Origin of the sequence: Rhodopseudomonas palustris HaA2 (genome assembly GCF_000013365.1) — a bacterium.
Taxonomy (GTDB): domain Bacteria; phylum Pseudomonadota; class Alphaproteobacteria; order Rhizobiales; family Xanthobacteraceae; genus Rhodopseudomonas; species Rhodopseudomonas palustris_J.
The window spans coordinates 4,698,030-4,724,688 of sequence record NC_007778.1; the positions used below are offsets into that span (position 1 = coordinate 4,698,030).

Genomic DNA, 26,659 nt, shown 5'->3' on the forward strand with positions numbered 1-26,659 from the left:
CTAATGGTTTACGCTCTCGCGCACGAGCGCGCGGCGGAGCCGCGCCGCGCGCCGTTGTCGTGCTGCGGCGGCGTCACGCGGCGCGGTCGAATTCCACGCGCGCGGTGGTGCCCGGCCCGACCTCGTAGACGATGCTGCCGCCGAGCTGGGTGGCGAGGCTGTGGACGATCTTCAGGCCGAGACTCTTGCTCTGCTCGGGATTGGGGTTCGCCGCCATCCCTTTGCCGTCATCCGCGATGGTGAAGACGATGTGGTCGCCGTGCTGCACGAGACGCAGCGCGATGCTGCCGCGACCGTCGGGGAAGGCGTGTTTCAGCGCGTTGGTGATCACCTCGACCGCGATCAGCGACAGCGGTGTCAATTGGTCGAGATCGAACTGCACCGGCGGCATGTCGATGCTGAAGCGAACGTCTTTGGCGCCGGCGGCCTCGGCGAGGTTGGCGCACAGCTCCTGGAAGAACTCCCCGACCGGGCGGGTGACGTTGACCGGATCGTAGAGATGGCGATGCAGCCGCGACATGGTGTCGAGGCGGACGCGGGCGTCGTCGAGCGCGGTCAGCATCGCGGCGGGATCCTGGCCGGCGCGCTTAGCGTACAGCCGCAGCATCGCCGAGACGAACTGCATGTTGTTGGCGACGCGGTGCTGCAGCTCCTGGAACATCGTGCGCTGCCGCTCGTACAGCCGCGCGGTCTCCTCGGCGTCGGCGCGCAGCCTTGCGGCGGCCAGATGCATGATGTGGATCAGCGCGATGTCGACCGCGACGATGAAGACGTAGAACACCAGCGCGATCGCGGTCTGCGACGTCAGCTCGAACGTGTAGAACGGCGGCATGAAGAAGTACCATGACGCCAGGCCGCTCAGCACCGCGCAGACGATGCCGGGGCGCAGCCCGAAGAAGAACGCAGTCAGCACCACCGCGGGGAAGAAGGTGAGATAGGGGAACCCGGCCGGCAGCGCCGCATCGAAGGCGAAGCGCAGCGCCAGCGCCGCCGCGGCCGCGCCGACGCCGACGAGGTCGCCGATCCAGCCCAGCGACCGCAGCCGCCGTGTGGCGTGGATGATGTCCCAGACTTTCAAGCGATGCAGTGCGGGCTCCGCGGGGTTCGGCACGATGAGCCGATGTTATGACGGAAGCGGCGGCAAAAGGACAGACGGGGAGCGGCCGCCGCGCCCGCTTGCGGCCATTCGGCGCGCGCGCCGACGCGGACATGCGGCATCGCCCCTGTTGTTTGGACGGCGCGGGGGCGCCGGTGGTCTTTATGCGAATGGGCCGCCTGCCCCTTCGCCGCGCCAAAAAACGAGGGCGCGCGGAACGCCGGACGCGCGATGCGTCCGCAGCCTCATGCGCAAGGCAAAAAGCGCATGAGTTAGTCACCACGAAAGCACCGACACGTCCGGCGTTCCGCACGCGGTGAGGCTTCCGGCTTGCTTCGTGCTCTCCCCGGTGGCGTTGATGCGCCTGGTTCGTCACCGTCGGGACTGAGCGGCGCGGACGCGAGCGTCCCCGCCTGTGTTTCCTGCGGCCGGTCGGCGCGCAGGCGCTCCGTCCCTTGACGCCAGCGACGGGCGTCGGGACCACACGATTTGGGCCGGCGCGCAACGGCGATGCAGATGGGGCGCATCTCCGCCCCGGCCCGCATCGCACAGCGTCGTCGTCATGCGCCTGAAGTCCGGCGGCTCCATAGACCCCGAGGCCAAGCCCAGCGGACTTGCTGCCCCGCGGCCCCCAACCGCCTTCCTCCGCGCCGACGCTGCCGCGTCCACCGCACCCCGCCCCGCGACTAGTGACGATCGCGAGCCGCCCCTCGGTATTGGAGCGGGATGGATAGGAATATATGCAGGGATGGGAAGATTGTAAAGTCGCCGTAGGGCGAGTTGAGCGAAGCAGACTATCTCGCCAAAGATGATAGGGTGCGCAAGCCGTTCACCCGGACGCGACTAGCCAACTACAGTGACCGTCCGATTGATCACACGCCAAAATCCGCCTGAGCGGACCTATCACTATTCTGCAAAAAAGCCTCAACCGGAGCAAACAGAGAATGGCCGACCACAGAGCCGAGGGAATCGACACTAACCCAGTCAATCTGATCAAGCTTCTTCGGTTCTCGGATTCGCGGCAGACCGCGCTTATATTGAAAACTAATATAGTGAATCTTCAGACCGGAAACAGGATGAATTCGACATCCGATAATATCGGGCCTCGATACATCGATCCCAGTCTCTTCTTTTAGCTCTCGTTTTGCGGCTGCTCCAGCGCTTTCTCCCGCATCGATTTTTCCTCCAGGGAAAACCCACCTAGGGCAATTTTCATTTGGGTCCGCTCTGCGGACCATCAATACAGAAGTGTTTCCCTCGTGGCGCCTAACAACTATCGCCACGGCAACCTCACGTTTTTCGTGAAACGATCCACGTACAGCCATCGTCTTCTCCGACCGAGGCTTTATGGCAGACCCCGGGGGCAGACACAACATTAGCTGTGTCATCCTTGGCTCCAAATCAGGCGGAATCAACCCTGAATCCTGCCAGGAATCTAGCAACATCGGGATTTATGGCAGATCCAATCTTGGCTAACCCGTCAGAAATTGGCACCCATTGGACATCATCGTTTTCCAACGGATCGCCGTTCACGATTTCGACATCATCCCCAGGCTCCATATGAAAGTAGCTGCATTTGAACCCAGTAGTGGGGTGCTTTTCGACGTGAGCGATTTTCGCAATCACGCCACAGGTGATTCCCGCCTCCTCCATTACCTCCTTTTCAATTACTGAAACTTCATCTTGATTGGGCCATTTCTTTCCCGAAGGAAACATCCATTCCAATCCTTCGCTTCGATCATTCCTTTTTACCAGCAGAACTTCGCCGCGATGCACGACAACTCCTATGACAACTGCATACGATCTGATCTGGTCTCTGCTCACCAATTCTCGGATATCACTATCCCGATCTACCACACCCCCAAGTTCAAGTCGCACACGCTCCGCCTCCCGTATCTCCTTGAGATCTTGATCGCACAGCGGTGGCTCGGCGGTTCGACGTAACGTTGCTATTTCGATGACTCCGTACTTCTTTGGGAGTTGAATTTCGCCGACGTGATCAATCGCAAAATATGGCGCGTCATCCCCGCTCATGTGCTGCTTCAGCATACTGGCAGCTTGAGCCGTCATCCATATTTTGCCTGGCGGAGTGACTGGCTCGATTCGAGCCGCCGTCACCACACTTCGGCCACAAAATGTGGGACGTTCGGTGAACGGGTCAGACCCCTCCAGATACTCCCCATGATGAATTGAAATCCTGATATCAAGTTTTGGCAAATCATGCCGGCGCCAATTGAAACCCTGAAATAGATCCTTCAAATGAAGAGCCGCCTCACACACATCTTCTATTTTGTCACAAATTATTACTATTCCATCTCCCCAAGTATTCTTATATTTTATCGGAATCTCTTGTAGCCTACGCGCGATATTACTTAGCACAACTTCGACAAATACCTTCATTTGCGTATCTTTGAGAGCGCTATAACCCTTAACGTCTGCGAAAAGAATATTTGCGGTGCGCCACTGCATGAATCACCCCCCAACTACAATCACTAATTGTGATTGCGCACTCGGGAAGGTCAAGCCGTTAAAAGGTCAATTTTGGCCGGGCAGCGTTGACACTAGCAGAGCCCGTAGGGCAGATGAGCCGAAGGCGTAATCCGCCGCGATCGGAATGTTGGGTTACGGCTTCGCCTAACCCACCTTACGGCCCTGAACATTCTGCGGAAAAGCGCCGTTCCCGGTCTCCTCTCAGCCCGGGGCTGATAGGTTAGAACCCAAAGTCCAACTGATCTTTCGATTTGCGAAGACTGAGAGTTAGGCGGTTTGAGCGGCGGCCAGATGACACCGATTGCCGCTTACCGGCTCGCCAACGCGAGTACGAACGAAAGAATACGTCTTTGGGTCCGTTGCCGTGCTTTCGCATGACCAACGACTCCTCTTTGACGGGCAGCGAACACCTGCCCGGCTTGGAAACGCACAAGCCCGCGCATTCAAAGTGAAGCGACCGGGAACGGTACTGAGAATGCTACCCTGATTCGACGAACAGACAATCCGGGTGCTCGCCGAGATCTCTCCCGGATTTTGTGGCGTTCATCCGGATCACAGACTGCTACTCCTGGAGGTGACGCAAGCGTAGCCCGCATGAGCGCAGCGATATGCGGGGGCGTGGTCCCGGATGTCGCTTCGCTCATCCGGGCTACGGGCTGCGACCAGCGCTGTTTTGCAGGTCGCGAAACGCAAAAGCGGCGGGCCTTGGCCCGCCGCTTTTGGATGGATGGCCGGGTCGAGCCCGGCCATGACAGTCAGCCCGTAGGGCGGATCACCGAAGGCGTCATCTGCCGCGATCGAAGTGGTGGGTTACGGCTGCGCCTAACCCACCCTACGGTTCTCCGCCGAATAGCAACGACCCTGGATTTGGCGCTGCCTCCTCATCCCGAGCAGTCCGGCGAAGCCCGCAGGGCGGAGCCGGGGCGTCTCGAAGGGTGAGGCCACGGGGGGCTGCGGCGCATGGTTCGAGACGGCGCTGCGCGCCTCCTCACCATGAGGCGGTCTGGGTCGTGAGATCTCCGGATCACCAAGGCTGATGGCATCAGCAAGCGCAGCCCCGGATGTCGCTTCGCTCATCCGGGCTACGCACGACGCGCAGCGCCCGTGTCGCCCTCACCCCAACCCTCTCCCGCAAGCGGGAGAGGGAGCGCGCTGCGCTCCGTCTCCCCTCCCCCTTGCGGGGAGGGAGCCTGCCCCGGACTTGATCCGGGGTCGGGGGTGGGGGTCCGCGGGCACTGCGGATGAACGCTTCGCCACCCCACCCCGCTCGCTCCGCGAGCGACCCTCCCCCTCCAGGGGAGGGTGAGGCTCGCACGAGCGTAGCCCGCATGAGCGCAGCGATAGGCGGCGGCGTGATCCCGGATGTCGCTTCGCTCATCCGGGCACCAGGGCTCGAAAGCTTCGACTCGAAGCCGCCGCTCAAAACGCCTTGGGCAGCCCGGCCTGGCGCAGGATGGCATTCGCGGTGTGACGGCTCGGGATGCCGATCGGCACGGCGAAATTGCGACCGGTGATGGGGCTGTGCCAGATCTCGTGGCTTCCCTTGCCTTGCCGGACCATCGCGCAGCCGGCGGCGCGCAGCAGCTCTCTCAGTTCGCGGTCGAACTGCGGCGCCATCAGGCCGCCGATAGCGCTTCGCGCAAGGCGGTGATCTGCAAGAACACCGCCGCCGGATCGACGCCGGGATGATTATCCGGCAACAGATCCAGCGTCATGGCTTCCATCTTGGCGAGCAATTCGTCGAGCGTCGGTGCATCGGCCGCGGCCGGAATCTCGTCGCAATGCCCGCTCCACACGCCCGCGTCGGCGTCCCAGATCGCAGACACGGTGAAGATGACCGGTTTCGACATCATCGCCTCGTCTCGCTTGCCGGCGGCAGGCCCGGACTCGATCCGGGCATCCATCCTGAAGAGTGATGGATTGCCGGGTCAAGCCCGGCAATGACGACGCTGGTTGATCGTCTCAGTTGTCCAAGAAGCTCCGCAGCTTCCTTGACCGGCTCGGATGCTTCAACTTGCGCAGCGCCTTGGCTTCGATCTGGCGGATGCGTTCGCGGGTGACCGAGAACTGCTGGCCGACTTCTTCCAGCGTGTGGTCGGTGTTCATGCCGATGCCGAAGCGCATGCGCAGCACGCGTTCTTCGCGCGGGGTGAGCGAGGCGAGCACGCGCGTCGTGGTTTCGCGCAGGTTCGACTGGATCGCGGCGTCGATCGGCAGCACCGCGTTCTTGTCCTCGATGAAGTCGCCGAGATGGCTGTCCTCTTCGTCACCCACCGGGGTTTCGAGCGACAGCGGCTCCTTGGCGATCTTGAGGACCTTGCGGACCTTCTCCAGCGGCATGCCGAGCTTCTCGGCGAGCTCTTCCGGGGTCGGCTCGCGGCCGATCTCGTTGAGCATCTGCCGCGAGGTGCGCACGATCTTGTTGATCGTCTCGATCATGTGCACCGGAATGCGGATGGTGCGGGCCTGGTCGGCGATCGAACGCGTGATCGCCTGCCGGATCCACCACGTCGCATAGGTGGAGAATTTGTAGCCGCGGCGATATTCGAATTTGTCGACCGCCTTCATCAGGCCGATATTGCCTTCCTGAATGAGATCGAGGAACTGCAGGCCGCGGTTGGTGTATTTCTTGGCAATCGAGATCACCAGACGCAGGTTGGCCTCGACCATTTCCTTCTTGGCCTGGCGGGCTTCGCGCTCGCCCTTCTGCACCGAATGCACGATCTTGCGGAATTCGCCGATCTCGAGCCCGGTGAGCGCGGCCATCGACTGGATTTCCTGGCGCAGCTCGCGGATCCGGTCCTTCTCGAAATGGACGAAGTTCTTCCAGCCCTTGGCGGAGAGTTTCGAGACGCGGTTGAGCCAGCGCGGATCGAGCTCGGAGCCCTGATAGTTGCGCAGGAAGTCCTCGCGCGCCACGCCGTGGCTGTCGCCGAGGCGCAGCAGCCGGCCTTCGAACGACACCAGCTTCTTGTTGATGTCGTAGAGCTGCTCGACCAGTGAGTCGATACGCGCCTGATTGAGCCGCAGCGACTTCACCTCGACGATGATTTCGTCCTTGAGCTTCTTGTATTTGCGCTCCTGCGAGGGCGACAGCGACGGCCCCTGCGACGCGCTTTCGAGCTGGTTGGCGATGTCCTGCTCTTGCAGCTTGCGCAGCTTCTTGTAGTTGTCGGCGATCTTGTCGAAGGTCTCGACCACCTTCGGCTTGAGTTCGGCCTCGATGGCGGCGAGCGACATCTGGTTCTCGAACTCGTCGTCGTCCATGTCGCCTTCGGCGGCGCCTTCACCGCCGCCCTCGCCGGCGGCCGGGGCCGCGGCGGGCGCCGAGCGCTGCTGCGCGGGACGGAACGGCGTCGCCGTCGGCGGCGCGGCGGGCGGCGCGACATGCGCGGGCGCTCCGGCGTCGGCCTCGCCTTCGGCGCTGGCTTCCTCGCCGGCGCCCTCGGCCATCGCAGGGTTCATGTTGGCCTTGGCGTCGGGGCCCGCATAGGTGGCTTCGAGATCGATGATGTCGCGAAGGAAGATCTTGCCTTCGTTGAGCTCGTCGCGCCAGATGATGATCGCCTGGAAGGTCAGCGGGCTTTCGCAGAGTCCGGCGATCATCGCCTCGCGGCCGGCCTCGATCCGCTTGGCGATGGCGATTTCGCCCTCGCGCGACAGCAGCTCGACGGTGCCCATCTCGCGCAGATACATCCGGACGGGATCGTCGGTGCGCTCGCCGGGCTCGGACTTCTTGGTCTCGGTGACGGCCTTCTGGGTGACCTCGACGAGGTCGTTATCGGGCTCTTCCTCGGCCTCGTCCTTGGCGTCCTCGTCCTCGCTGTCGCTCTCTTCCGCCTCGGACACGTTGATGCCCATGTCGGAGAGCATCGACATGATGTCCTCGATCTGCTCCGGCGACGTGGTGTCGGACGGCAGCACTTCGTTGAGCTGATCGAAGGTCACGAAGCCGCGCTTCTTGGCCTGCTTGATCATCTTCTTGACGGCCGCGTCCGACAGGTCGAGCAACGGCGAGGGAGCGTCGGCGGAGTCCTTCTCCGGCGCGTCGGCCTTGTCGTCCTTTTCCTTGTCTTTCAACTGAACCGTCTTCGCCTTGCTGGCCATTCACTGCTCCTGAACGCGCGCATGACGATCGCGTCGCCGCGCCGTCAAAAACTCGCCTTAAAATTCGCCTTGCCGGGTGAGACACGCAAAGGGCGGCGCTCGCCTGCGCCACCCGACACGATCCCGCTTGCTGGTTTCCCAAAAATGGTGCCCGAGGCCTTCTACCGGAATGCCGTTAAGCCCTTACTAACCCTGTTTTTGCAGCCAATGTGCGGGTTTGGCGAGTCTTTTCACGGCACCCGCCGTCACCCGACCGCCTCGAACCCGGTCACACGCTCCGATGGAACCGGCCCGATGACTGGCCGAACCCCTCGATCAGCGCCTCAGTCCCTTCCACTTCCGAGAGCCGCGCCTTGACGTCCCTCAACCAGGCGACGTTGGCCTCGCTGCCGTCTTCACCCAAAGCCAGCTCGGCATCCTTCAGCTCCCTAAGTAAGGAGTGAGATTGTCGATGCAAGGCAACGAGTTGCTGCCACGTCGAAAGAACGTCCTCGGGCGCCGCGTCCGGCCCCGCGCCCCACACCGCGTGGGTCGTGATCGCGCGTTCAAGCCGTTGCAATTGCTCGGATAAACCGGCCTTCGCGAGATCGGCGCGAAGTTTCTCGGACTGTCCGGCCGGATCGTCGCCGTGATGATGGTCGGCCGCGAAGGCGGCGATGATCGCCGCGCGCAGCCGGTGCGCCTCCGGATGGGCGAATTCCAGCGCCGCGACTTCTTCGAGATGATCGTGCAGCAGCCAGGGGTGGTTGAGCAGCGATTGCAGGATCAGCGCCTCGCGGCGCGACAGCGCGCTGCGCTGCCCGCGCATGATCGGGCTCGACGCCAGATCGGGGCTTGCGACCTGATACGGCCCGCGCCCCTGCGGCGGCGAACTGAGGCCGGTCTGCCGGCCGAACGGTGCATAACGGCCGCCGCCCTGTGGAAAACTCCCGCGCGGCTGAAACCGGCGCCCCGAATCAGCACCACCGCGCGCGCCGCCGCCGGCCCGGAAGCCTCCGCCGAACCCTCCGCCGAAGCCACCCTGCGGCGCGAAGGCCGCGCGCAGCCGCTCGGCCCAGTCCTTCCGATAGTAGCGCCGCACCACCTCGTCGCGGATGCCGTTGGCGAGCTCGTTGATCCGCGCCTCCAGCGCCGCGCGCCGCTCCGGCGTGGCGAAACTGCCGCCTTCGGCCTCGCGCGACCACAGCAGGTCGGCCAGCGGCCGCGCCGCGCCGATCACCTCCTCGATCGCTAGCCGCCCGCCGGCGCGGGCGAGATCGTCGGGATCCTGGCCCTCGGGCAAGAGGGCGAAGCGCAGGCTCTTGCCGGGCTTGAGATGCGGCAGCGCCAGATCGGCGGCGCGATATGCCGCCTTCTGGCCGGCGCGGTCGCCGTCGAAACACAGGATCGGCTCGTCCGCCATCTTCCACAGCAGCTGAAGCTGGTTCTCGGTCAGCGCGGTGCCGAGCGGCGCGACGGTGGCTGCGAAGCCCGCCGTGACCATGGCGATGACGTCGATATAGCCCTCGACCACGATCACCGACGCGGCGCCGGTCGGCGTCGACTTGCCGGCCGCGTCATGCGCCGCCTTGCGCGCGGTGGCGAGGTTGTAGAGGTTGTCGCCCTTGTGAAACAGCGGGGTTTCCGGCGAGTTCAGATACTTCGCCGCGACGTCCTTCTCCAGCGCGCGACCGCCGAAGGCGATCACCCGGCCGCGGATGTCGGTGATCGGAAACATCACCCGGTCGCGAAACTTGTCGAACGGCACCGGGATGTCGTCGCCGGCCGACAACAGCCCGGCCTCGACCATGTCGTCGACCGACACGCCGTGCTTGCCGAGATGCTCCTTGAGCGCGAAGCGATCCGGCGAGGCATAGCCGATGCGGAATTTGACCTGGGTCGACGGCAGGATGCCGCGATCGGCGAGATAGCCGCGGGCCCGGGCGCCGGCGCGCGAGGCGAGATTCTCGGAGAAATACACCGCCGCCATTTCCATGACGTCGTACAGCGAGCGGCGGCGCTGCTCCTGGCGCGCGGCGTCGGGCGTCGCGGCCGGCAAGGCGAGGCCCGCCATCGCGGCGAGCCGCTCGACCGCTTCGGGGAAATCCACCCCGTCGGTCTGCATGATGAAGTCGAAGATCGAGCCGTTCTTGCCGGAGGAGAAGTCGAACCAGGCCTGCTTCTCGTCATTGACGAAGAACGACGGCGTCTTCTCTTGTTGAAAGGGCGAAAGCCCCTTCCACTCCCGCCCGGCCTTCTTCAGCTTGACCCGGCGGCCGACCACCTCCGACACCAGCAGCCGGGCTTTCAACTCGTCGAGAAATTGCGGCGTGAAGCGCATGGGGTGCGGAGACTCTGGGTCGGGCGCGATGGCGCCAACCGATTAGGGATATAGGTCTCGCCCCGGCAATGCCGAAGTTCGATTGGCTTATACCGGCTTTCCACAGGCGCAGACCGGTCCCGCGCCTGTCCACCCTCCCCTGGAGGGGGAGGGTCGGCCCGCAGCCCGCAGAGCGGGATGCGGGACGGGGTGGGGTGAGCCGCAGGCGCGGAGGTTGAACTCATCGCCACCCCACCCCGCTCGCTGCGCGAGCGACCCTCCCCCTCCAGGGGAGGGTGAAGAGGGCGCCGGGACGACACGCACTTGCCTGGGTCAGCGGCCCTCGGTCCCGAGCTCGAACTTCGCGAAGATGCTACCGATGCGGGAGATGAGTCATCCTCACACGCTGTCAAATTCCCGCAATATTCCGCATTGCAGCATAAGAATTCTACGCTATATCAGCATCAATTCGCAACTGCGGTAGGTTTGATCTGCCTCATTGCTGCACCGCATAAGCGGGATTGAAGTGCCGCACCCACGCGCGATGCGCGGGAGTCGGGGGAGAGCGTTTCACCAAGGTCCAGGGCTCACTTGCGCCGTTTCCGGCAACGGAACCGGGCGCGGTCGACCAATAAGGAGCCAGAGCCATGGCAAATTGTACCTGTTGCAAAGCGGAAATGACGTCGCTCGGCGTTGAGACCGTCGACGGCATCTACGCGATCCACTCCTGGAAATGCGACGAATGCGGCAACGCGCTCGACATCGCGACCGCCGCGGTCGACGTCTACGACTTTCCGAGCTTCTGCCTGACCGAGCCCGGCAATCCGGACTGGCTGACGCTGCTGCCGCTCGCGGGCAACGCGCATATCGAATTGCATCTGAACCGCTAGAGCGCTCAAATGCAGAGTCGTCATCCTGAGGTGCGCGCGTAGCGCGCATCGAAGGATGCGGCGAAAGGCACCTGCGGCCCATCCTTCGAGGCCCGCCGCGCCGCGCATAGCGCGGCCCAGTAGGCACCTCAGGATGACGGCGGCGGTCGGATCAGAACGGCTCTAAGTCCGCCGACGCAGCTTCAGCCGGCTTCAATCCCCCGGCTGAAAGCGCCCCGAGACGATGTGCGGCAGCGCCGCCACGTCCCAATTGTAGATGTAGACGAACGCATCGACCACCGTGCCGTCCGCCAGCGTGACGCGCGCGACCTCTCGCCGGTACTCCCTCGGTTCGGGATAGTCCTCAGTGCAACTCTCGTAGTCGTCGAGCTGCACCAGTAACTCTTGCGGCTGCCGCATCCGGAACACTTCGCCGTAAACGATATCGGCGGGATCGCGCGCCGCGACCAGGCCCGGATAGTGCCGGATCCGGACCAGCCGGCCGGGGATGGTCGCCGCGCCGAGGCACTCCGCGCCGGCCGACAGCAGGCGCGCCATCGGATTGTCGAAGCCGCGCATCAGCGTGCCGTAGACGAACAGCCGGTCGAGCATCGAATCCGCCTCAGCCATGCGCCGCGGCAGTCGCGTCGTGGGGCGTATCGTCGCCGGCCGAGACGACGTTGATGCTGACGTCCATCCGCAGGAATGCGTCGGCGCCGCCGAAATAGCTGCCGTGCAGCGGCACCGCCTGAATCGGATCGCGCGCCACCGCCACCCGCACCAGATCGCGACTGCCGATGATGCCGTTGGTCGGATCGAACTCGATCCAGCCGGCGCTCGGCAGATAGACCTGCACCCAGGCGTGGGTCGAGCCGCCGCCGACATAGCCGTGCGCGCGGTCGCCATGCACGAACAGATAGCCGGAGACGAAACGCGCGGCGATGCCGAGCCGGCGCAGCGCCTCGATCATCAGCAGCGCGAAATCGCGGCAGGTGCCGGAGCCGGTCTGCAACGTGTCGAGCGGATGCTGGGTGCCGTGGGCATGGCGCTTGCGATAGCTGAACGCGCCGCGGATGCCGTGGGTGAGGCCGCTCAGAATCTTGAAGGTCGGGGTCGAGCCCTGGGCATCGAGAAAGCTGAGCGCCCAGGCCGAGAGCTCTCCGTCCGGATCGCCGTATTGCGGACGAATGAACGGTTCGAGATCGGGAAATTCCTCCTCGTCGTACAGGAACGGGTAGAAGAACGCGCGATCTTCAGGGGTCAATGCGAATTCATCGCTGGGATGGTGCTCGACGGTGGCGGTGGAATCGAACGTCAGCGTGGTCGCGCGCTGGTCGAAGGTCGCGATTGCGACGCTGTTGCCGAACACGTCGTGGATCCAGCGCAGCGACGCCGGCTGCGGCGTGATCAGCAGCGCGCCCTGCAGCATCCGCAGGTCGTGGCCATCGCGCGGCCGCAGCATCACCCGGTGTTCGCCGAAGCCGACCGGATGGGCATAGTGATATTCGGTGCGGTGAGTGATGGTCAGCAAGGGCATGGGCAGCGATCTGGTTCTCGACTTTGCGGCGCCGAGACGATACCAGCAAGGTTCGGGGCGGACTGCTGATTTGATGGGCACTTCACAGATGAACGGCGCGCGTGATCAATCCTTACGCCTCGAGCCCGAAGAGGTTCCGGTGATCGAGCGGAATCCGGCGGGAGGATCGCCGTTTCTGCTGATTTGCGACCATTACGGACGCAAGATCCCGCCGCAGCTCGGCGATCTCGGCCTGCCCGACACCGAACTCACCCGCCACATCGCCTGGGATGTCGGCATCGCCGGCGTCGCCGAGCGATTGTCCGACGCGCTCGGCGCGCATCTGATCGCGCAGCGCTATTCGCGGCTGGTGATCGACTGCAACCGGCCGCCGAGCGCCGAGAGCTCGATCCCGCTGGTCAGCGAAATCACCACCATTCCCGGCAATGACGGGCTGACGCGCGAACAGGCCGAAGAGCGCCGGCGGCTGATCTTCGATCCGTACCACACACGGATCGAAGCGGCGATCGACGCACGCCTCGCCGCGGGACGGCCGACCATCCTGCTGGCGCTGCATTCGTTCACGCCGGTGTATCACGGCATGGCGCGGCCCTGGCACATCGGCACGCTGTATCAGCACGACAGGACGTTGCCGCCGCTGCTGCTCGCCGAGCTGCGCCGCGAGGACGGCCTCGTCGTCGGCGACAACCAGCCTTATGCGGTGAGCGACGCCACCGACTACGCGATCCCGGTGCACGGCGAAGCGCGCGGCCTGATCAATTCCGGCATCGAGATCCGCCAGGACCAGATCATCGACGAGACCGGCCAGGCCGAATGGGCCGAGCGGCTGACGCGGGTGCTGACCGCGATCGAAGAAAAGCTGCGGGCGCGGCAGGCGCTGTCGCCGTAGCCCTGCTGGGCGTCATCCTGAGGTGTCCAACGAGCCGCGCTCGTGCGCGGCACGTTGGACCTCGAAGGATGAGACACGGTGCCCGTCTCCGACATCCTTCGAGGCTCGCTGCGCTCGCTCCTCAGGATGACGTCCGCGCGTGTTGCCGAACAAGGCGCCTCACTTCGCCCGGCTGAGCGCGAGCCAAACGCCGCCGCCGATCATGAAGCCACCGGAAATCCGCGACAGCAGCCGGGTGCGGCGCGCCGAGAACATCGTGCGCGCCCGGCCCGCCAGCAACGCGTAGGCCGCGTCGGTGACGGCGACGATCGCCATGAAGGTCGCCCCCAGCAGCGCCACCTGCGGGACGTGATCGCGCTGCATGTCGACGAATTGCGGGATGAACGCGCCGAAGAACACCAGCACCTTGGGATTGGCGAGCAGCACCACCACGCCCTGCAGGAAGAAGCCGCCGCGCGGCGGCGGTGGCGGCGCGTCGGTCGCCACGCCCTGGACCGGATGGCGGATCAGGCCGATGCCGAGCCACACCAGATAGGCGGCGCCGAGGAAGCGCAGCCAGTCGAACCAATAGCCCATCGTCGCCATCAGCGTGGTCAGCCCCGCCGCGACCAGCGCGATGACGAGGCCCAGCCCGAGCTGCGCGCCGACGATGTTGGCGAGCGCCGCGCGGGTGCCGTGGCGCAGGCCGTTGGCGATCACCAGCGTCACCACCGGCCCCGGCAGCAGCGCCAGCACGATGCAGGCGGAGACATAGGTGAGATACAGCTGCAGCGACATCGGCCTTCCCATTCGCGATCAAAGGTCGCGAATGATAGCAGCCGCGCGGCGGCGGCGCGAGCCGGTCGGGCATCATCCCGCCGGCGCGCGACACGCCGAGCGACCGGCGGCGTCAGCCGTGCGCCGCGGTCCGCGGCAGCGCCATCACGTTGTCGGCGGCCGCCTCGGGCATCGCTTCCGGCAGCTCGGCGGCGACCGGGGCCACGATCTTCCGATACAGGTGCCAGGTGGTGTGGCCGAGGATCGGCAGCGTCACGATCAGGCCGAGGAAATACGGCAGCGCCGAGATCGCTAGCAGCAGCACGATGGTGGCGGCCCAGGCGATCATCGGCCCCGGGCTCATCACCACGGCGCGGACGCTGGTCAGCATCGCGGTGACGAAATCGACGTCGCGGTCGAGCAGCAGCGGAAACGACACCACGGTGAGCGAGAACAGCACCAGCGCCAGCGCCGCGCCGACGCAATTACCGACCGCGAGGAACACCAGCCCCTCATTGGTCGTCAACACCACCGAGATGAACTCCTGCAGGCTGCCGAACGAGGCGCTGACGCCGAGGAACAGCGCGATCAGCAGCCGGACCTGGTACATCCAGATCACGAACAGGAACAGCGTGACGAACGCCATCCAGCCGAGCTCGCCGCGACTGCGGATCAGCCCGACGATCTGCATCGGCGACGGCCGCTTGCCCGCCTCGCGCTGGCGGCTGACCTCGTACAGGCCGAGCGCCACGAACGGCCCGATCAGCGCGAAGCCGGCGGCGAGCGGATAGGCCAGATACACCATGTGCAGTGCGGTGAGACACAGCAGGATCAGCACGCCGCCGGCGGCGTAGAACGCGCCGAAGGCGAGGCCGATCAGCGGCGCCGCCTGGAAATCGCGCAGGCCCTGGCCGAACGCATCCGCGATGTCGGCGAACGTCACGCGCCGCACGACGGGATCAACCTTACCGGAGATCGACATGGTCGCTCCTCCCTGGTCAACGGTTGGGATGTTCGTTGTTGTTAGTTGCAGGGATTAGGCGCGCAGTCGCGGCCTCCGTCAATGATGATCATGCATGGAACCGATCACGCCTGCGCGCAACGCAGCCGCGTGGCGCCTTCGTCGCGTCGCAACATAATCGAGGTGCAATGCAGCGATTACTTCGGCGTCGGCCCTCGGCGCGTTCGCCATATCGGAACGGCGGTCGCCAACTCTTCGGCCCGGCAATGGCGGTGATCGACCAGATGGTCCAGACCCAGGCGGGCGCGCTGCGCGCCATATCGACGTGGCCATGACGCTGGCGCCGATCGCCGCGGCGATGGCGCCACTGACGCCGTCACTGCGCACGGTCGACCGCAGCGCCAAGCCTGTGACGGGGCATCGAGGGCGCAAGCAGGCGCCCGGCATTCAACTCCACGCGGCACTCGAAGGGCAAGGCGGGGAAACCTGTTGATGCTGTGTAAGAAGGCCGATAGCATTCCTTGGTAATAGCGCGAACTTGGACATGCCCGACTTCAACTCCTTGATCCAAAAATATCTCTCAGGCATCGACGCGTCAAAGGCTGGCGAACGGGCAATCGCCTATGAGCAGGTTCGCTCGGCGTTGGACGCAGCGTTCAAGGACGACCCCGGACACCCGGATCATCTCGGCTATCTGTACGACCTCGATCAAGCCATTGCTGCCGCGGAGGCGCGATATCGGACGCACCGCACGAAACTCGACGACCTTCTCGACCCGGTCCGCCAACTCTCGACGAGAGCGAAGCTGAAATTCGGAGCGATCGCCGGCATAATATCGTTGGCTTCCGATTTCATCAAACCCATCATCGAGCTCACGCTGCCCATTCTCCTCGGCTCCGCCGTGGCAGGGTTGGTCCTCTTCGCCGGCTCGCGACTCTTTCAAGGCTCGCGCGCCCTGCTGCAGAGCGGAGCATTCTTGTGCAGCGTACTATTTGTTTTCAGTTTCGGCCTGTGGGGAATGCAGCATTTCATCAAGGGGGCCGACGCACAGGGCGTCGTCGCCGAGATCGTCCCCGGGGCATCGCAAATTCAGAATGCCTTGCTGGCGCGGCTTTCCCGGATCGAAAGCAATACGCGAGACACCGCGGAAGGCGTCGACAAGCTGAACAAGGGCGTCGCCACTCTCAAGCGTGAAACCAGCGCAGACCCGCGCAAGGAACTGCAGAACCTCGGCAAGAATTTCAACGAGCAAGACTTCCTGCAAACAATGGCGATGTGCGACATTCGCGCGGTGCGACTGTACAAACAGGCCGAAATGCCGGTGCCGCGTTACAAGGCACTGGAAGTGCTGGTGTTGCCCGAGAATGTCGCCTGCCTGGACATATACAAGGCGGATTTCGTCGCGATCGGGCCGGATATCTGCTTCACCTCCGACTACTACTACTCCTTCCGCAGCATGATGCGGCCGGTCGATTGGCTTCAAAGCGGATTCAAGATACCCGAGCGCAAGAAGTTCATCGAGGGAGTCTGCGGTGAAGCGCGACTTCGCGAAGCTTATCCCGAACTGTACGGGGGAAAATCCCGCACCGTCTCGAGCCTGGAGACGGACATTCGCCGCGCGGGTCCACTCGTCCTCGACGAAGAACAAGCCGATGCCGCACGAGAGCGCATCAACCAGCTTTTCGATAGAGCTCCGCCCGCCACCCGGCCTACTCCAGCCGCTCTTTCGTCCGAGGAAGTTCGTCGCCAGATCATCGGAAAGAAGATCAATCACGCCAACAAGACGGACATCGTGTACCGACCCGACGGTTCGTTCGAGGGCCGCAACGACCGAGGGCAGCAAACCGGAACGTATCAGCTGATGGCCGATGGCCGGCTTTGCATGACCACGACGTCCGGCGCCAGGGCCTGCTACCAATATTATCGAGAAGAACAGATTCTCAAGGTTCGGCGCAACGACGGCGACAGCGACAGGGTGATCGGATTGGTGTCCGTCCGAAATTAACCGGTCAGCGCCGCCTTCACCAGGCCGCTGGCCTTGCCGAAATCCATCTGGCCGGCATATTTTGCCTTCAGCGCGGCGATCACCTTGCCCATGTCCTTGATGCCGGCGGCGCCAGTCTCCGAAATCGTCGCGGCGATCGCGGCCTTGACGTCGTCCTCGGACATCTGCTGCGGCAGATAGGCCTGGATCACCGCGATCTCGGCGCGTTCCTGATCGGCGAGTTCGGCGCGGCCGCCCTTGTCGTAGAGCTCGACCGATTCCTGACGCTGCTTGATCATCTTCTGGAACACGCCGAGCAGATCACCGTCGCTGAGCGGCGGCTTGCCTTGCCCGCGCGCCTCGATGTCGGCGTTCTTGATGGTCGAATTCATCATCCGCAACGTCGAGAGCTTGCGTTCGTCCTTGGCCCGCATCGCGTCCTTGACGGCGTTGTTGATGTCGTCGCGCAGCATGGTCGGCTCCTTGAGATGTCGTCCTCGACTTCAACGTCATTGCGAGCGAAGCGAAGCAATCCAGGGGCGGCGTGCACCGCGCCCCTGGATTGCTTCGTCGCTGCGCTCCTCGCAATGACGAGGAAACGGCGTCTGTTGCGCCTGATGTAGGCGGTTCGGCCGGCCGAAACAACTCAGTTCCGCAGCCAGCCGGCCAGCGCCGCCGCGGTCGCCTGCGGCTGCTCGATCTGCGGGAGGTGGCCGCAGTCCGGGATGATCTCCAGCTTGGCGCCGGCGATGCCCTCGGCCATCTCCTGCGACAGGCTGTTGGGAATGGTGTTGTCGGTGTCGCCGGAGATCACCAGCGTCGGGCAGCGGATGGTCGCCAACGTCGGCCGGGAGTCGGCGCGGGCGATGATCGCGCGCTGCTGGCGGACGAAGCCGTCTGCACCGACATCGTCGCCCATGTCGTGGATGACGCGCTGCAGCCTGGCGTCTTCACAGCGCGACGGATGCACGAAGCCAGGATAAAGGACGTCGAGCACCGCATGAAGCTGGCCGGCTTCGGCCTGCGCGATCTGCCGGGTGCGGCGCTCCTTGGCCTCGTCGCTGTCCGGACGCGCCTGGGTATTGATCAGCGCCAGCCTCGCCACCCGCTCGGGCGCCTGGCGCAGGATCTCGAAGGCGATGTAGCCGCCCATCGAATGTCCGGCGAGCGCGAAGCGCGGCGGAGCTTCGGCCAGAATTCGCCCGGCGATCGCCGCCATGCTGTCATCGCGAATGTGGTTGGCGACCGTCACCGGGCCGAATGTCCACAGCGACGGCAGCACCGGGGCGTAGATCCGCGGCGAGCCGCCCAGCCCCGGGATCAACAGGATCGGCAACGAAGTGTCCATGAAACCTCCCTCGGCGCACGAATCCGTCCCGCGCGCCCGGGCGGGAGCCTAGACAGGGCAACATCCCTGTCAAATCTCGTCGAAAACCGAACGAAATGCCCTTCCCGGCGCTTTGACGTCAGCAAAGCCTCGGACTATGTAATGCGCTCATGACCAATTCAGCATCCAATCCCGCCTGGCCGGACCACAAACCGACCGCGCTGCTCGTGCTCGCCGATGGCACCGTGTTCGAGGGCTTCGGCCTCGGCGCGGAGGGCCACGCCGTCGGCGAGGTCTGCTTCAACACCGCGATGACCGGCTATGAGGAGATCCTCACCGACCCGTCCTATGCCGGCCAGCTCATCACCTTCACCTTCCCGCATATCGGCAATGTCGGCACCAACGACGAGGATATCGAGACGGTGAACATGGCGGCGACGCCGGGCGCGCGCGGCGTGATCCTGCGCGACGCCATCACCGACCCGTCGAACTATCGCTCGTCGCGGCATCTCGACGGCTGGCTGAAAGCGCGCGGCATCATCGGCCTGTCGGGCATCGACACCCGCGCCCTGACCGCGCTGATCCGCGACAAGGGCATGCCGAATGCGGTGATCGCCCATGCGCCGGACGGCAAGTTCGACTTGCACGCGCTGAAGGAAGAAGCCCGCGAATGGCCCGGCCTCGAAGGCATGGACCTGGTGCCGATGGTGACCTCGGCGCAGCGCTTCAGCTGGGACGAGACGCCGTGGGCCTGGGGCGAAGGCTTCGGCCGGCAGGACAATCCGGAATTCCACGTCGTGGCGATCGACTACGGCGTCAAGCGCAACATCCTGCGGCTGCTCGCCGGCGAAGGCTGCAAGGTCACGGTGGTGCCGGCGACCACCTCGGCCGACGACATCCTGGCGCTGAAGCCGGACGGCGTGTTCCTGTCGAACGGCCCGGGCGACCCGGCGGCAACCGGCAAATACGCGGTGCCGGTGATCCAGCAGGTGATCAGTTCCGGCGTGCCGACCTTCGGCATTTGTCTCGGCCACCAGATGCTCGGCCTCGCGCTCGGCGGCAAGACCGTGAAGATGCATCAGGGCCACCACGGCGCCAATCATCCGGTCAAGGATCTCACCACCGGCAAGGTCGAGATCACCTCGATGAACCACGGCTTCGCGGTCGACAAGACCACGCTGCCGGCCAATGTGCAGCAGACCCACGTGTCGCTGTTCGACGACAGCAATTGCGGCATCGCGCTGTCCGACCGGCCGGTGTTCTCGGTGCAGTACCACCCGGAAGCCTCGCCGGGCCCGCGCGACTCGCATTATCTGTTCCGCCGGTTCTCGGACCTGATGCGGGCGAAGAAGAGCGCGGCGTAAGACGGTTCCTGGGCTGATGGGCTAGCGCCTACAGCGTCGTCATCCTGAGGTGCGCGCCCTTGCGCGCCTCGAAGGATGCGGAGGCAGGAATTGCCGCGCGCGTGTTTCGCGGCCCATCCTTCGAGGCTCGCTGCGCTCGCACCTCAGGATGACGTGGTGCTGGCTCAACGGCCGCTTGTGCCACTGCGGCGCCGGCTATGCGGCGTCACCGTCCGATGCTCACACCGGATAGCCACCCGAGTTTCGCGCCATGCCGCCAAAGGCGTCGAGCAGTTTCCCGCGCCAGGCGTGGACCGGATCGTCGGGCTTCAGCAGCGCGAAGTCACTGACGGCGCGGGCCCATTGGAAGCCGCCGAACGCGATGTAATCCGCGTAGTTCGGCGCCGCGCCGCCGAGGAAGGGCTGCGCCTTCAAAGTCAGTCGCAGCGGGTCGAGCGACTTGCGGAAACCTTCGACCGCGCTGTCGCGCGTGCTCGCGACCTCCTCCAGCGTCCTGCCGAAGCGCGCCTCGCGGCTCTTGCGGAAATACGCGGTGTCGTCGGGCCCCAGCAGCTTGACGATATCGGCGACGATCAGCGGCGCCAGGCCGGCGACCAGGGTGACGTCGCCCCAGGCGTTGATCATCCGCGCCATCGCCCGGCCGCCGTCGCCGCCGAACAACGACGGCCGGTCGGGATAGGCGTCTTCGAGATAGGTCGCGATCGCCCAGGAGTCGCACACGGCCGTGTCGCCGTCGAGCAGCACCGGCACCTTCTCGGAACTATACGGCGTGATCGCCGATTTCTCGGTGAAGCGCCATGGAATGGTCTCGGCGGCGAGCCCCTTGTGCGCCAGCGCCATCCGGATCCGCCAGCAGAACGGCGAAAACGGCCGCGCCGCGTCGGTGCCGACCAGTTCGAAGAGTTTGAGGGTCATATTACTTCACCACCGCCGCGGTCTGGCCGAACAGCAGTTTCTTCTCTTCCTCGGTGCGGATCGTCGGCTGGCCGAAATCGGGGTTGATCTCCTTGGCCTTGGCGTAGGCGCGCACCGTGGCCGGGCGCGCGGCGATCGCCTCCAGCCAGCGCTTCAGATGCGGGAAGTCGTCGATATTCTGGCTCTGGTTCTTGTGCGGCACGATCCACGGATAGCTCGCCATATCCGCAATCGAATACTCGCCGGCGAGGAAGTCGCGGTCGGCGAGGCGCTTGTTGAGCACGCCGTAGAGCCGGTTGGTCTCGTTGACGTAGCGGTTGATGGCGTAGGGGATTTTCTCGGGCGCGTAGTTGTTGAAATGGTGGTTCTGCCCGGCCATCGGCCCGAGCCCGCCCATCTGCCAGAACAGCCATTGCAGCGCGTCGTTGCGGGCGTACAGATCCTTTGAGAGAAACTGCCCGGTCTTGTCGGCGAGATACAGCAGGATCGCACCGGATTCGAACACCGACAGCGGCGTGCCGCCGCCGGCCGGCTGATGATCGACGATCGCCGGCATCCGGTTGTTCGGCGCGATCGCGAGGAAGTCCGGCTTGAACTGATCGCCCTTGCCGATATTCACCGGGACGATGCCGTACGGCAGCCCCGCTTCTTCCAGGAACATCGTGATCTTGTGGCCGTTCGGCGTGGTCCAGTAATACAGATCGATCATCGGCGTTTCCCGCGGGCTGATGCGGCATCCAAACTGGATGCGAATGCATGGACTTTGGCCAACTGCCGGCCAAAGTCAATATCTGCGGCGCCGGCGCGCCCGCGGAAACGCCGACGGCACCGGCTCGGGCTAGTCGACGCTGGCCTTCTTCGGCTCCACCACCTCGAAGTCCGGCGAAAAATCGTCGAACAGCGCAAACAGCTCCCGCAGCTTCAGCGGATTGCCGGTGATCCACAGATCGCCGGTGGCGATTGCGCCGAGAAAACTGCGCTGCTTCAACGAGATCGCGTCGAATGTGGCGCGGCTCAGCGTGACGCTGACATCGGCGTTGTCGGACAGCTTGCCGGCGACGTGGGTGAGCGCGGAGTTCTCCAGGTTCATCACATAGGTCGCCTTCGGCTCGGTGAAGGTCCAGTTCACCACGATATGCTTGCCTTCGGCCTTGGGGGCGTTGAGCCGGACGCCGAGAAAGTCGAACGCCAGATCGATGCTGACGCCTTTCAGCAGATCCGCATTGGCGGTGGAGCCGGTCGAATTCTTCTGCACGCCGCCGCGCAGCTCCTGAGCGCCGAGCAGATAGGCGTTGCGCCAGGTCGCGGCCTCCGCCTGATAGCCGAGCTGCTCCAGCGCGTCGGCGCCGAGCGCGCGCGCCTCCTTGTTGGCGGGATCGGCGAACACCAGCTTGCTCGCGACCGACGCGACCCAGCGATACTGGCCGGCGTCATAGTCGTCGCGCGCCCGCTTCAGCACGGCTTCGGCGCCGCCCATATAGGCGATCTCCTTCTTCGCCTCCTCGGCGCGCGGCAGCGGATCGAGGTCGGCCGGATTGGCGTCGTACCAGCCGAGATAGAACTGATACACCGCCTTGGCATTGTGGCTGAGCGTGCCGTAATAGCCGCGCGCGGCGAAGTCGCCGGCGAGAGACGGCGGCAGTTTGAGCTTGTCGGCGATCTCGGTGGAGGTCAGGCCGTGATTGAGCAGCCGCACGCTCTGGTCGTGGATGAATTTGTAGAGATCGCGCTGCTTCTTCAGATAGCCGACGATGCGATCCTTGCCCCACATCGGCCAGTGATGCTGCGCCACCACGATCTCGGTCTTGTCGCCGTAGCGGTCGATCGCCTCACCGATATATTTCGACCACAACCGCCCGTCGCGGATTTCGGCGCCGCGCAGCGTGTAAAGGTTGTGCATGGTGTGTGTGGCGTCCTCCGCCATGTTCAGCATCTTGAACTGCGGATAGTACGAGATCATCTCGGCCGGCGCTTCCGACCCCGGCACCAGATGGAATTCGATCTCGACGCCGTCGATGCTGCGACTCTCATAGGGCTGCTTGATCAGATCGTTCGGCGCGATCAGCGAGATCGAACCTTTCGCCAGCGCCTTGCCGAGACCGACATCGACCTGCGCCCGGTCGCCGACCGGCAGCGGCGTGCCGAACTGGAACTGGGCACGGCGGCTCATCGCGTTGCCGGCGATGATGTTCTCCGCGACCGCGTGTTCCATGAAGCCGTCCGGCGCGATCACCTTGACCTTGCCGGAGGCGGCGTCTTCGATGCTGATCAATCCGCGCGCGCCGCCGAAATGGTCGGCGTGGCTGTGGGTGTAGATCAGCGCCAGCACCGGCTTGCGGGGGCGATGCTGGTAGTACAGCTCGAGCGCGGCCTTCGCCGTCTGCACCGTCAGCGTCGCATCGGTGACGATCAGCCCGGTGTCACCCTCGACGATGGTGATGTTGGCGATGTCGAGGCCGCGCACCTGATAGACCCGCTCGGAGACCTTGAACAGGCCATTGGCGAGATTGAGCTGCGCCTGCCGCCACAGGCTGGGATTGACCGTGGCCGAAGGCCGGTCGGCGTTGAGAAAATCATACGGCTTCAAATTCCACACATTGGGCGCGCCGGCTTCGCCGGCAATCAGCCCATCGGAAACGCTGCCGATGAAGCCGCGCCGCGCATCGTCGAAATCGGCGCGGTCGGCGAGCGGCAAGCTCTTGGCGAACGCCTCGTTGGCGGCACGGGTGGCCGGCGTGGCCTCGCCGGATTGCGCCTGCGCGAGGCCCGTCAGCAGCGCCCAAGCGGCCACAACCGCCGGCAATGTGGTAGCCAGACGAAATGATGTCATGCGTGTCCTCCCTGCGCGGGATGATGGCCCGGTTCCATCGGCCATGGCCATCGCAATCGCAGCCGTCGAGATAAAAACTTCTCCCCCGTCCAAAGCTCGGACGAGATAAATTTTGCCGGGCGGCGCGGCATTCCGTCATGCGGATGAAACCGCGGTCGCGAACCCTTTATTCGGCCCGTGCTCCGCCCCATATTGCCGGCATGGCGAAGACCCCCGACCAATCCGCGAAGCCCACATCGAAAGCGCCGACATCCAAGGCGCCGAAATCCAAGCCGCCGAACTCCAAGGCGCACCGCCCCGACGTGCAACCGATCGGGCCGGCGCTGGCCGAGTTGCTCAATCCCGCGATCAATCGCGGAGATGCCGGCATGGGCTCGGGCACCGGCCTGCAGCCGCCGCCGGACAATTCGCGCGACCGCCGCACCGGCGGCGAGGCCGCGGTGCATCGCGGCCGGGCCTCGACGGCGAAAACAGTCGGCGACGAAGCCGCGCCGCGGCCGACGCCATTGCAACCCGCGCCGCAGCCGCCGGGCGCGCGTCGCGGCGGCTTCGACGAAGCCCCGCAAGCGACCTACGGCACCGCCGCCACCATCCCGACGCTGGATCCGGAACTGGCGCGGCAGCTCGGGCTGCCGACCGAGGAGGACGACGCGGCCGCGATGGCGCGGCCGCCGCGCAACAAGATGGAAGCACTCGGCGTGCAGGCCACCGCCGAGGCGCTGGAGGCGCTGATCCGCGACGGCCGGCCGGAATTCAAGGGCGACGACGGCAACGTCAAGCTGTGGGTGCCGCACCGGCCGCCGCGGCCGGAGAAATCCGAAGGCGGCGTGCGCTTCGTCATCAAGTCGGACTACGAGCCGAAGGGCGACCAGCCGACCGCCATCAAGGAACTGGTCGAAGGCATCGCGCGCAACGATCGGACCCAGGTGCTGCTCGGCGTCACCGGCTCGGGCAAGACCTACACCATGGCCAAGGTGATCGAGGCGACGCAGCGCCCGGCGATCATCCTGGCGCCGAACAAGACGCTGGCGGCGCAGCTCTACGGCGAGTTCAAGAGCTTCTTCCCCGACAACGCCGTCGAGTACTTCGTCTCGTATTACGACTACTACCAGCCGGAAGCCTACGTCCCGCGCACCGACACCTATATCGAGAAGGACTCCTCGATCAACGAGCAGATCGACCGGATGCGGCATTCGGCGACCCGTGCGCTGCTGGAGCGCGACGACGTCATCATCGTGGCGTCGGTGTCGTGCATCTACGGTATCGGCTCGGTCGAGACCTACACGGCGATGACCTTCGCGCTGAAGAAGGGCGAGCGGATCGACCAGCGCGCGCTGATCGCCGATCTGGTCGCGCTGCAATACAAGCGGACGCAGGCCGACTTCACCCGCGGCACGTTTCGCGTGCGCGGTGATGTGATCGACATTTTCCCGGCGCACTACGAGGATCGCGCCTGGCGGGTGAAGATGTTCGGCGACGAGGTCGAAGCCATCGAGGAGTTCGACCCGCTCACCGGCCACAAGCAGGACGAGCTGGAATTCGTCAAGATCTACGCCAATTCGCACTATGTGACGCCGCGGCCGACGCTGATCCAGGCGATCAAGTCGATCAAGTCCGAACTGAAATGGCGGCTCGACCAATTGCACGCGCAGGGACGCCTCTTGGAGGCGCAGCGGCTGGAGCAGCGCACCACCTTCGACATCGAGATGATGGAAGCGACCGGCAGCTGCGCCGGCATCGAGAACTACTCACGCTACCTCACCGGCCGCCGCCCCGGCGAGCCGCCGCCGACGCTGTTCGAATACGTGCCCGACAACGCGCTGGTGTTCGCCGACGAGAGCCACGTCACCGTGCCGCAGATCGGCGGCATGTTCAAAGGCGACTTCCGGCGCAAGGCGACGCTGGCCGAATACGGCTTCCGGCTGCCGTCCTGCATGGACAACCGGCCGCTGCGCTTCGAGGAATGGGACATGATGCGGCCGCAGAGCGTGGCCGTGTCGGCGACGCCGGCGGCGTGGGAGCTGAACGAGAGCGGCGGCGTGTTCGTCGAACAAGTCATCCGCCCGACCGGGCTGATCGACCCGCCGGTCGACATCCGCCCGGCGCGCACGCAAGTGGACGATCTCGTCGGCGAAGTCCGCGCCACCGCCAATGCCGGCTATCGCTCGCTGATCACCGTGCTGACCAAGCGGATGGCCGAGGACCTCACCGAGTTCCTGCACGAGCAGGGCATTCGTGTGCGCTACATGCATTCGGACATCGACACCATCGAGCGCATCGAGATCATCCGCGACCTGCGGCTCGGCGCGTTCGACGCGCTGGTCGGCATCAATCTGCTGCGCGAAGGCCTCGACATTCCGGAATGCGCGCTGGTGGCGATCCTCGACGCGGACAAAGAGGGATTCCTGCGCAGCGAGACCTCGCTGATCCAGACCATCGGCCGCGCCGCGCGCAACGTCGACGGCAAGGTGATCCTCTACGCCGATCACGTCACCGGTTCGATGCAGCGCGCGATGGACGAGACCGGCCGCCGCCGCGAGAAGCAGATCGAATACAACACCGCGCACGGCATCACGCCGGAGAGCATCAAGAAGTCGATCGGCGACATCCTGGGCTCGGTGTACGAGCGCGACCACGTGCTGGTCGAGATCGGCGATGGCAAGGGCTCGGGCTTCACCGACGACGCGGCGGTGATCGGGCACAATTTCGGCGCGGTGCTGGCCGACCTCGAAACGCGGATGCGCGAGGCCGCGGCCGACCTGAACTTCGAGGAAGCCGCGCGACTGCGCGACGAAGTCAAACGCCTGCGCGCGACCGAACTGGCGGTGAGCGACGATCCCACGGTGAAGCAGCGCGGCGTCGCGGCGAAGGCCGGCAGCTACAAGGGCGACAAACAGTTCGGCGCTTCGGCCAATCTGCCGAAACTCTCGACCGAACGCGGCGGCAACAACACCCCGCGCAGCAAGGTGCACAAGCCCGACCTCGACGAAATGGGCATCGCCGGCTGGCACGAAGTCAAGAAAGTGCAACGCGCCAAGCCGCGCAAGCCGACGCTCGACGAGATGGGCCCGGGGACGGAGAGCAAGATCTTCCAGCCGAAGAATTCACGCGAGTCCGGCCCGGAATTCGGCCCGGCGCCGCGGAGCAGTGGCGGCGCGCCGGGGCATCGGGGCGGGTGGAAGAAGAGGTAGGACGGCGCCCAGGGCATTCCCCTTGCGCTATTCCCTTCGGGAGA

At 64.8% G+C, this 26,659-nt stretch carries 22 protein-coding genes; 6 read left to right on the plus strand and 16 right to left on the minus strand.

What is annotated here, in order from left to right; genetic code table 11:
* Window positions 1-73: 73 nt before the first annotated feature.
* From RPB_RS20790 to dnaG, 7 genes are all read right to left on the minus strand, one after another.
* The gene (locus RPB_RS20790; protein ID WP_245258267.1) at window positions 74-1,078 is read right to left on the minus strand and encodes a sensor histidine kinase; all 1,005 of its coding nucleotides are present in this window, start codon (window positions 1,076-1,078) and stop codon (window positions 74-76) included.
* 890 nt (window positions 1,079-1,968) lie between these two features.
* Window positions 1,969-2,421 carry an NUDIX hydrolase gene (locus RPB_RS24300; RefSeq protein WP_198135134.1) on the minus strand — a complete coding sequence of 151 codons (453 nt, stop codon included), beginning with the start codon at window positions 2,419-2,421 and terminating at the stop codon, window positions 1,969-1,971.
* A 76-nt stretch (window positions 2,422-2,497) separates the two neighbouring features.
* Window positions 2,498-3,565 carry an adenylate/guanylate cyclase domain-containing protein gene (locus tag RPB_RS24305; protein WP_011443004.1) on the minus strand — a complete coding sequence of 356 codons (1,068 nt, stop codon included), beginning with the start codon at window positions 3,563-3,565 and terminating at the stop codon, window positions 2,498-2,500.
* Between the two features lie 1,440 nt (window positions 3,566-5,005).
* Window positions 5,006-5,203, minus strand: a complete 198-nt coding sequence (locus RPB_RS20795; RefSeq protein ID WP_011443005.1) for a type II toxin-antitoxin system HicA family toxin — start codon at window positions 5,201-5,203, stop codon at window positions 5,006-5,008.
* Entirely contained in the window at window positions 5,203-5,436 is a 234-nt protein-coding gene (locus tag RPB_RS20800) for a DUF1902 domain-containing protein (RefSeq protein WP_245258268.1), read from the minus strand. The genes RPB_RS20795 and RPB_RS20800 overlap by 1 nt, the downstream gene beginning before the upstream one ends.
* Before the next feature lie 112 nt (window positions 5,437-5,548).
* Entirely contained in the window at window positions 5,549-7,693 is a 2,145-nt protein-coding gene (gene rpoD, locus RPB_RS20805; RefSeq protein ID WP_011443007.1) for an RNA polymerase sigma factor RpoD, read from the minus strand.
* A 268-nt stretch (window positions 7,694-7,961) separates the two neighbouring features.
* A complete protein-coding gene (gene dnaG, locus RPB_RS20810) occupies window positions 7,962-10,013 on the minus strand; it encodes a DNA primase (RefSeq protein ID WP_011443008.1) in 2,052 nt (683 codons plus the stop codon).
* Window positions 10,014-10,669: 656 nt separating this feature from the next.
* Here dnaG and RPB_RS20815 point away from each other — a divergent pair.
* The gene (locus RPB_RS20815; RefSeq protein ID WP_245258269.1) at window positions 10,670-10,882 is read left to right on the plus strand and encodes a hypothetical protein; all 213 of its coding nucleotides are present in this window, start codon (window positions 10,670-10,672) and stop codon (window positions 10,880-10,882) included.
* 192 nt (window positions 10,883-11,074) lie between these two features.
* On the opposite strand, the gene RPB_RS20820 is transcribed toward RPB_RS20815, so the two are convergent.
* Window positions 11,075-11,473 (minus strand): gamma-glutamylcyclotransferase family protein, encoded by a 399-nt coding sequence (locus RPB_RS20820; protein WP_011443010.1) that lies wholly within the window; start codon window positions 11,471-11,473, stop codon window positions 11,075-11,077.
* A 10-nt stretch (window positions 11,474-11,483) separates the two neighbouring features.
* A complete protein-coding gene (locus RPB_RS20825) occupies window positions 11,484-12,398 on the minus strand; it encodes a transglutaminase family protein (protein WP_011443011.1) in 915 nt (304 codons plus the stop codon).
* Between the two features lie 88 nt (window positions 12,399-12,486).
* On the opposite strand from RPB_RS20825, the gene RPB_RS20830 reads away from it, so the two are divergent.
* Window positions 12,487-13,287, plus strand: coding sequence for an N-formylglutamate amidohydrolase (locus tag RPB_RS20830; RefSeq protein WP_041798388.1), 801 nt, complete (start codon window positions 12,487-12,489; stop codon window positions 13,285-13,287).
* Window positions 13,288-13,446: 159 nt separating this feature from the next.
* Here the strand turns inward: RPB_RS20830 and RPB_RS20835 are convergent, their stop codons facing one another.
* Window positions 13,447-14,064, minus strand: coding sequence for a LysE family translocator (locus RPB_RS20835; protein ID WP_011443013.1), 618 nt, complete (start codon window positions 14,062-14,064; stop codon window positions 13,447-13,449).
* A gap of 112 nt (window positions 14,065-14,176) precedes the next feature.
* Entirely contained in the window at window positions 14,177-15,025 is an 849-nt protein-coding gene (locus RPB_RS20840) for a DUF2189 domain-containing protein (protein WP_011443014.1), read from the minus strand.
* Window positions 15,026-15,335: 310 nt separating this feature from the next.
* Here RPB_RS20840 and RPB_RS24740 point away from each other — a divergent pair, with 310 nt between their 5' ends.
* A complete protein-coding gene (locus RPB_RS24740) occupies window positions 15,336-15,497 on the plus strand; it encodes a hypothetical protein (RefSeq protein WP_157038877.1) in 162 nt (53 codons plus the stop codon).
* Between the two features lie 51 nt (window positions 15,498-15,548).
* Entirely contained in the window at window positions 15,549-17,009 is a 1,461-nt protein-coding gene (locus RPB_RS20845) for a hypothetical protein (RefSeq protein WP_041798389.1), read from the plus strand.
* On the opposite strand, the gene RPB_RS20850 is transcribed toward RPB_RS20845, so the two are convergent.
* Together RPB_RS20850 and RPB_RS20855 are read right to left on the minus strand one after the other, a co-directional pair.
* Window positions 17,006-17,461: a GatB/YqeY domain-containing protein gene (locus tag RPB_RS20850; RefSeq protein ID WP_011443016.1), complete on the minus strand. Its 456-nt coding sequence runs from the start codon at window positions 17,459-17,461 to the stop codon at window positions 17,006-17,008. The two genes, RPB_RS20845 and RPB_RS20850, sit on opposite strands and share 4 nt — an antisense overlap.
* A gap of 173 nt (window positions 17,462-17,634) precedes the next feature.
* Window positions 17,635-18,336: an alpha/beta fold hydrolase gene (locus RPB_RS20855; protein WP_011443017.1), complete on the minus strand. Its 702-nt coding sequence runs from the start codon at window positions 18,334-18,336 to the stop codon at window positions 17,635-17,637.
* A 149-nt stretch (window positions 18,337-18,485) separates the two neighbouring features.
* Here RPB_RS20855 and carA point away from each other — a divergent pair, with 149 nt between their 5' ends.
* A complete protein-coding gene (carA, locus tag RPB_RS20860) occupies window positions 18,486-19,679 on the plus strand; it encodes a glutamine-hydrolyzing carbamoyl-phosphate synthase small subunit (protein ID WP_011443018.1) in 1,194 nt (397 codons plus the stop codon).
* Window positions 19,680-19,898: 219 nt separating this feature from the next.
* On the opposite strand, the gene RPB_RS20865 is transcribed toward carA, so the two are convergent.
* From RPB_RS20865 to RPB_RS20875, 3 genes are all read right to left on the minus strand, one after another.
* Window positions 19,899-20,594, minus strand: coding sequence for a glutathione S-transferase family protein (locus tag RPB_RS20865; protein ID WP_011443019.1), 696 nt, complete (start codon window positions 20,592-20,594; stop codon window positions 19,899-19,901).
* Window position 20,595: 1 nt separating this feature from the next.
* Window positions 20,596-21,303 carry a glutathione binding-like protein gene (locus tag RPB_RS20870; RefSeq protein ID WP_011443020.1) on the minus strand — a complete coding sequence of 236 codons (708 nt, stop codon included), beginning with the start codon at window positions 21,301-21,303 and terminating at the stop codon, window positions 20,596-20,598.
* 129 nt (window positions 21,304-21,432) lie between these two features.
* Window positions 21,433-23,424 carry an alkyl/aryl-sulfatase gene (locus RPB_RS20875; protein WP_011443021.1) on the minus strand — a complete coding sequence of 664 codons (1,992 nt, stop codon included), beginning with the start codon at window positions 23,422-23,424 and terminating at the stop codon, window positions 21,433-21,435.
* A 200-nt stretch (window positions 23,425-23,624) separates the two neighbouring features.
* Here RPB_RS20875 and uvrB point away from each other — a divergent pair, with 200 nt between their 5' ends.
* On the plus strand, window positions 23,625-26,615 hold the full coding sequence (gene uvrB / locus RPB_RS20880) for an excinuclease ABC subunit UvrB (protein WP_080507813.1): 2,991 nt from the start codon (window positions 23,625-23,627) through the stop codon (window positions 26,613-26,615).
* Window positions 26,616-26,659 lie beyond the last annotated feature (44 nt).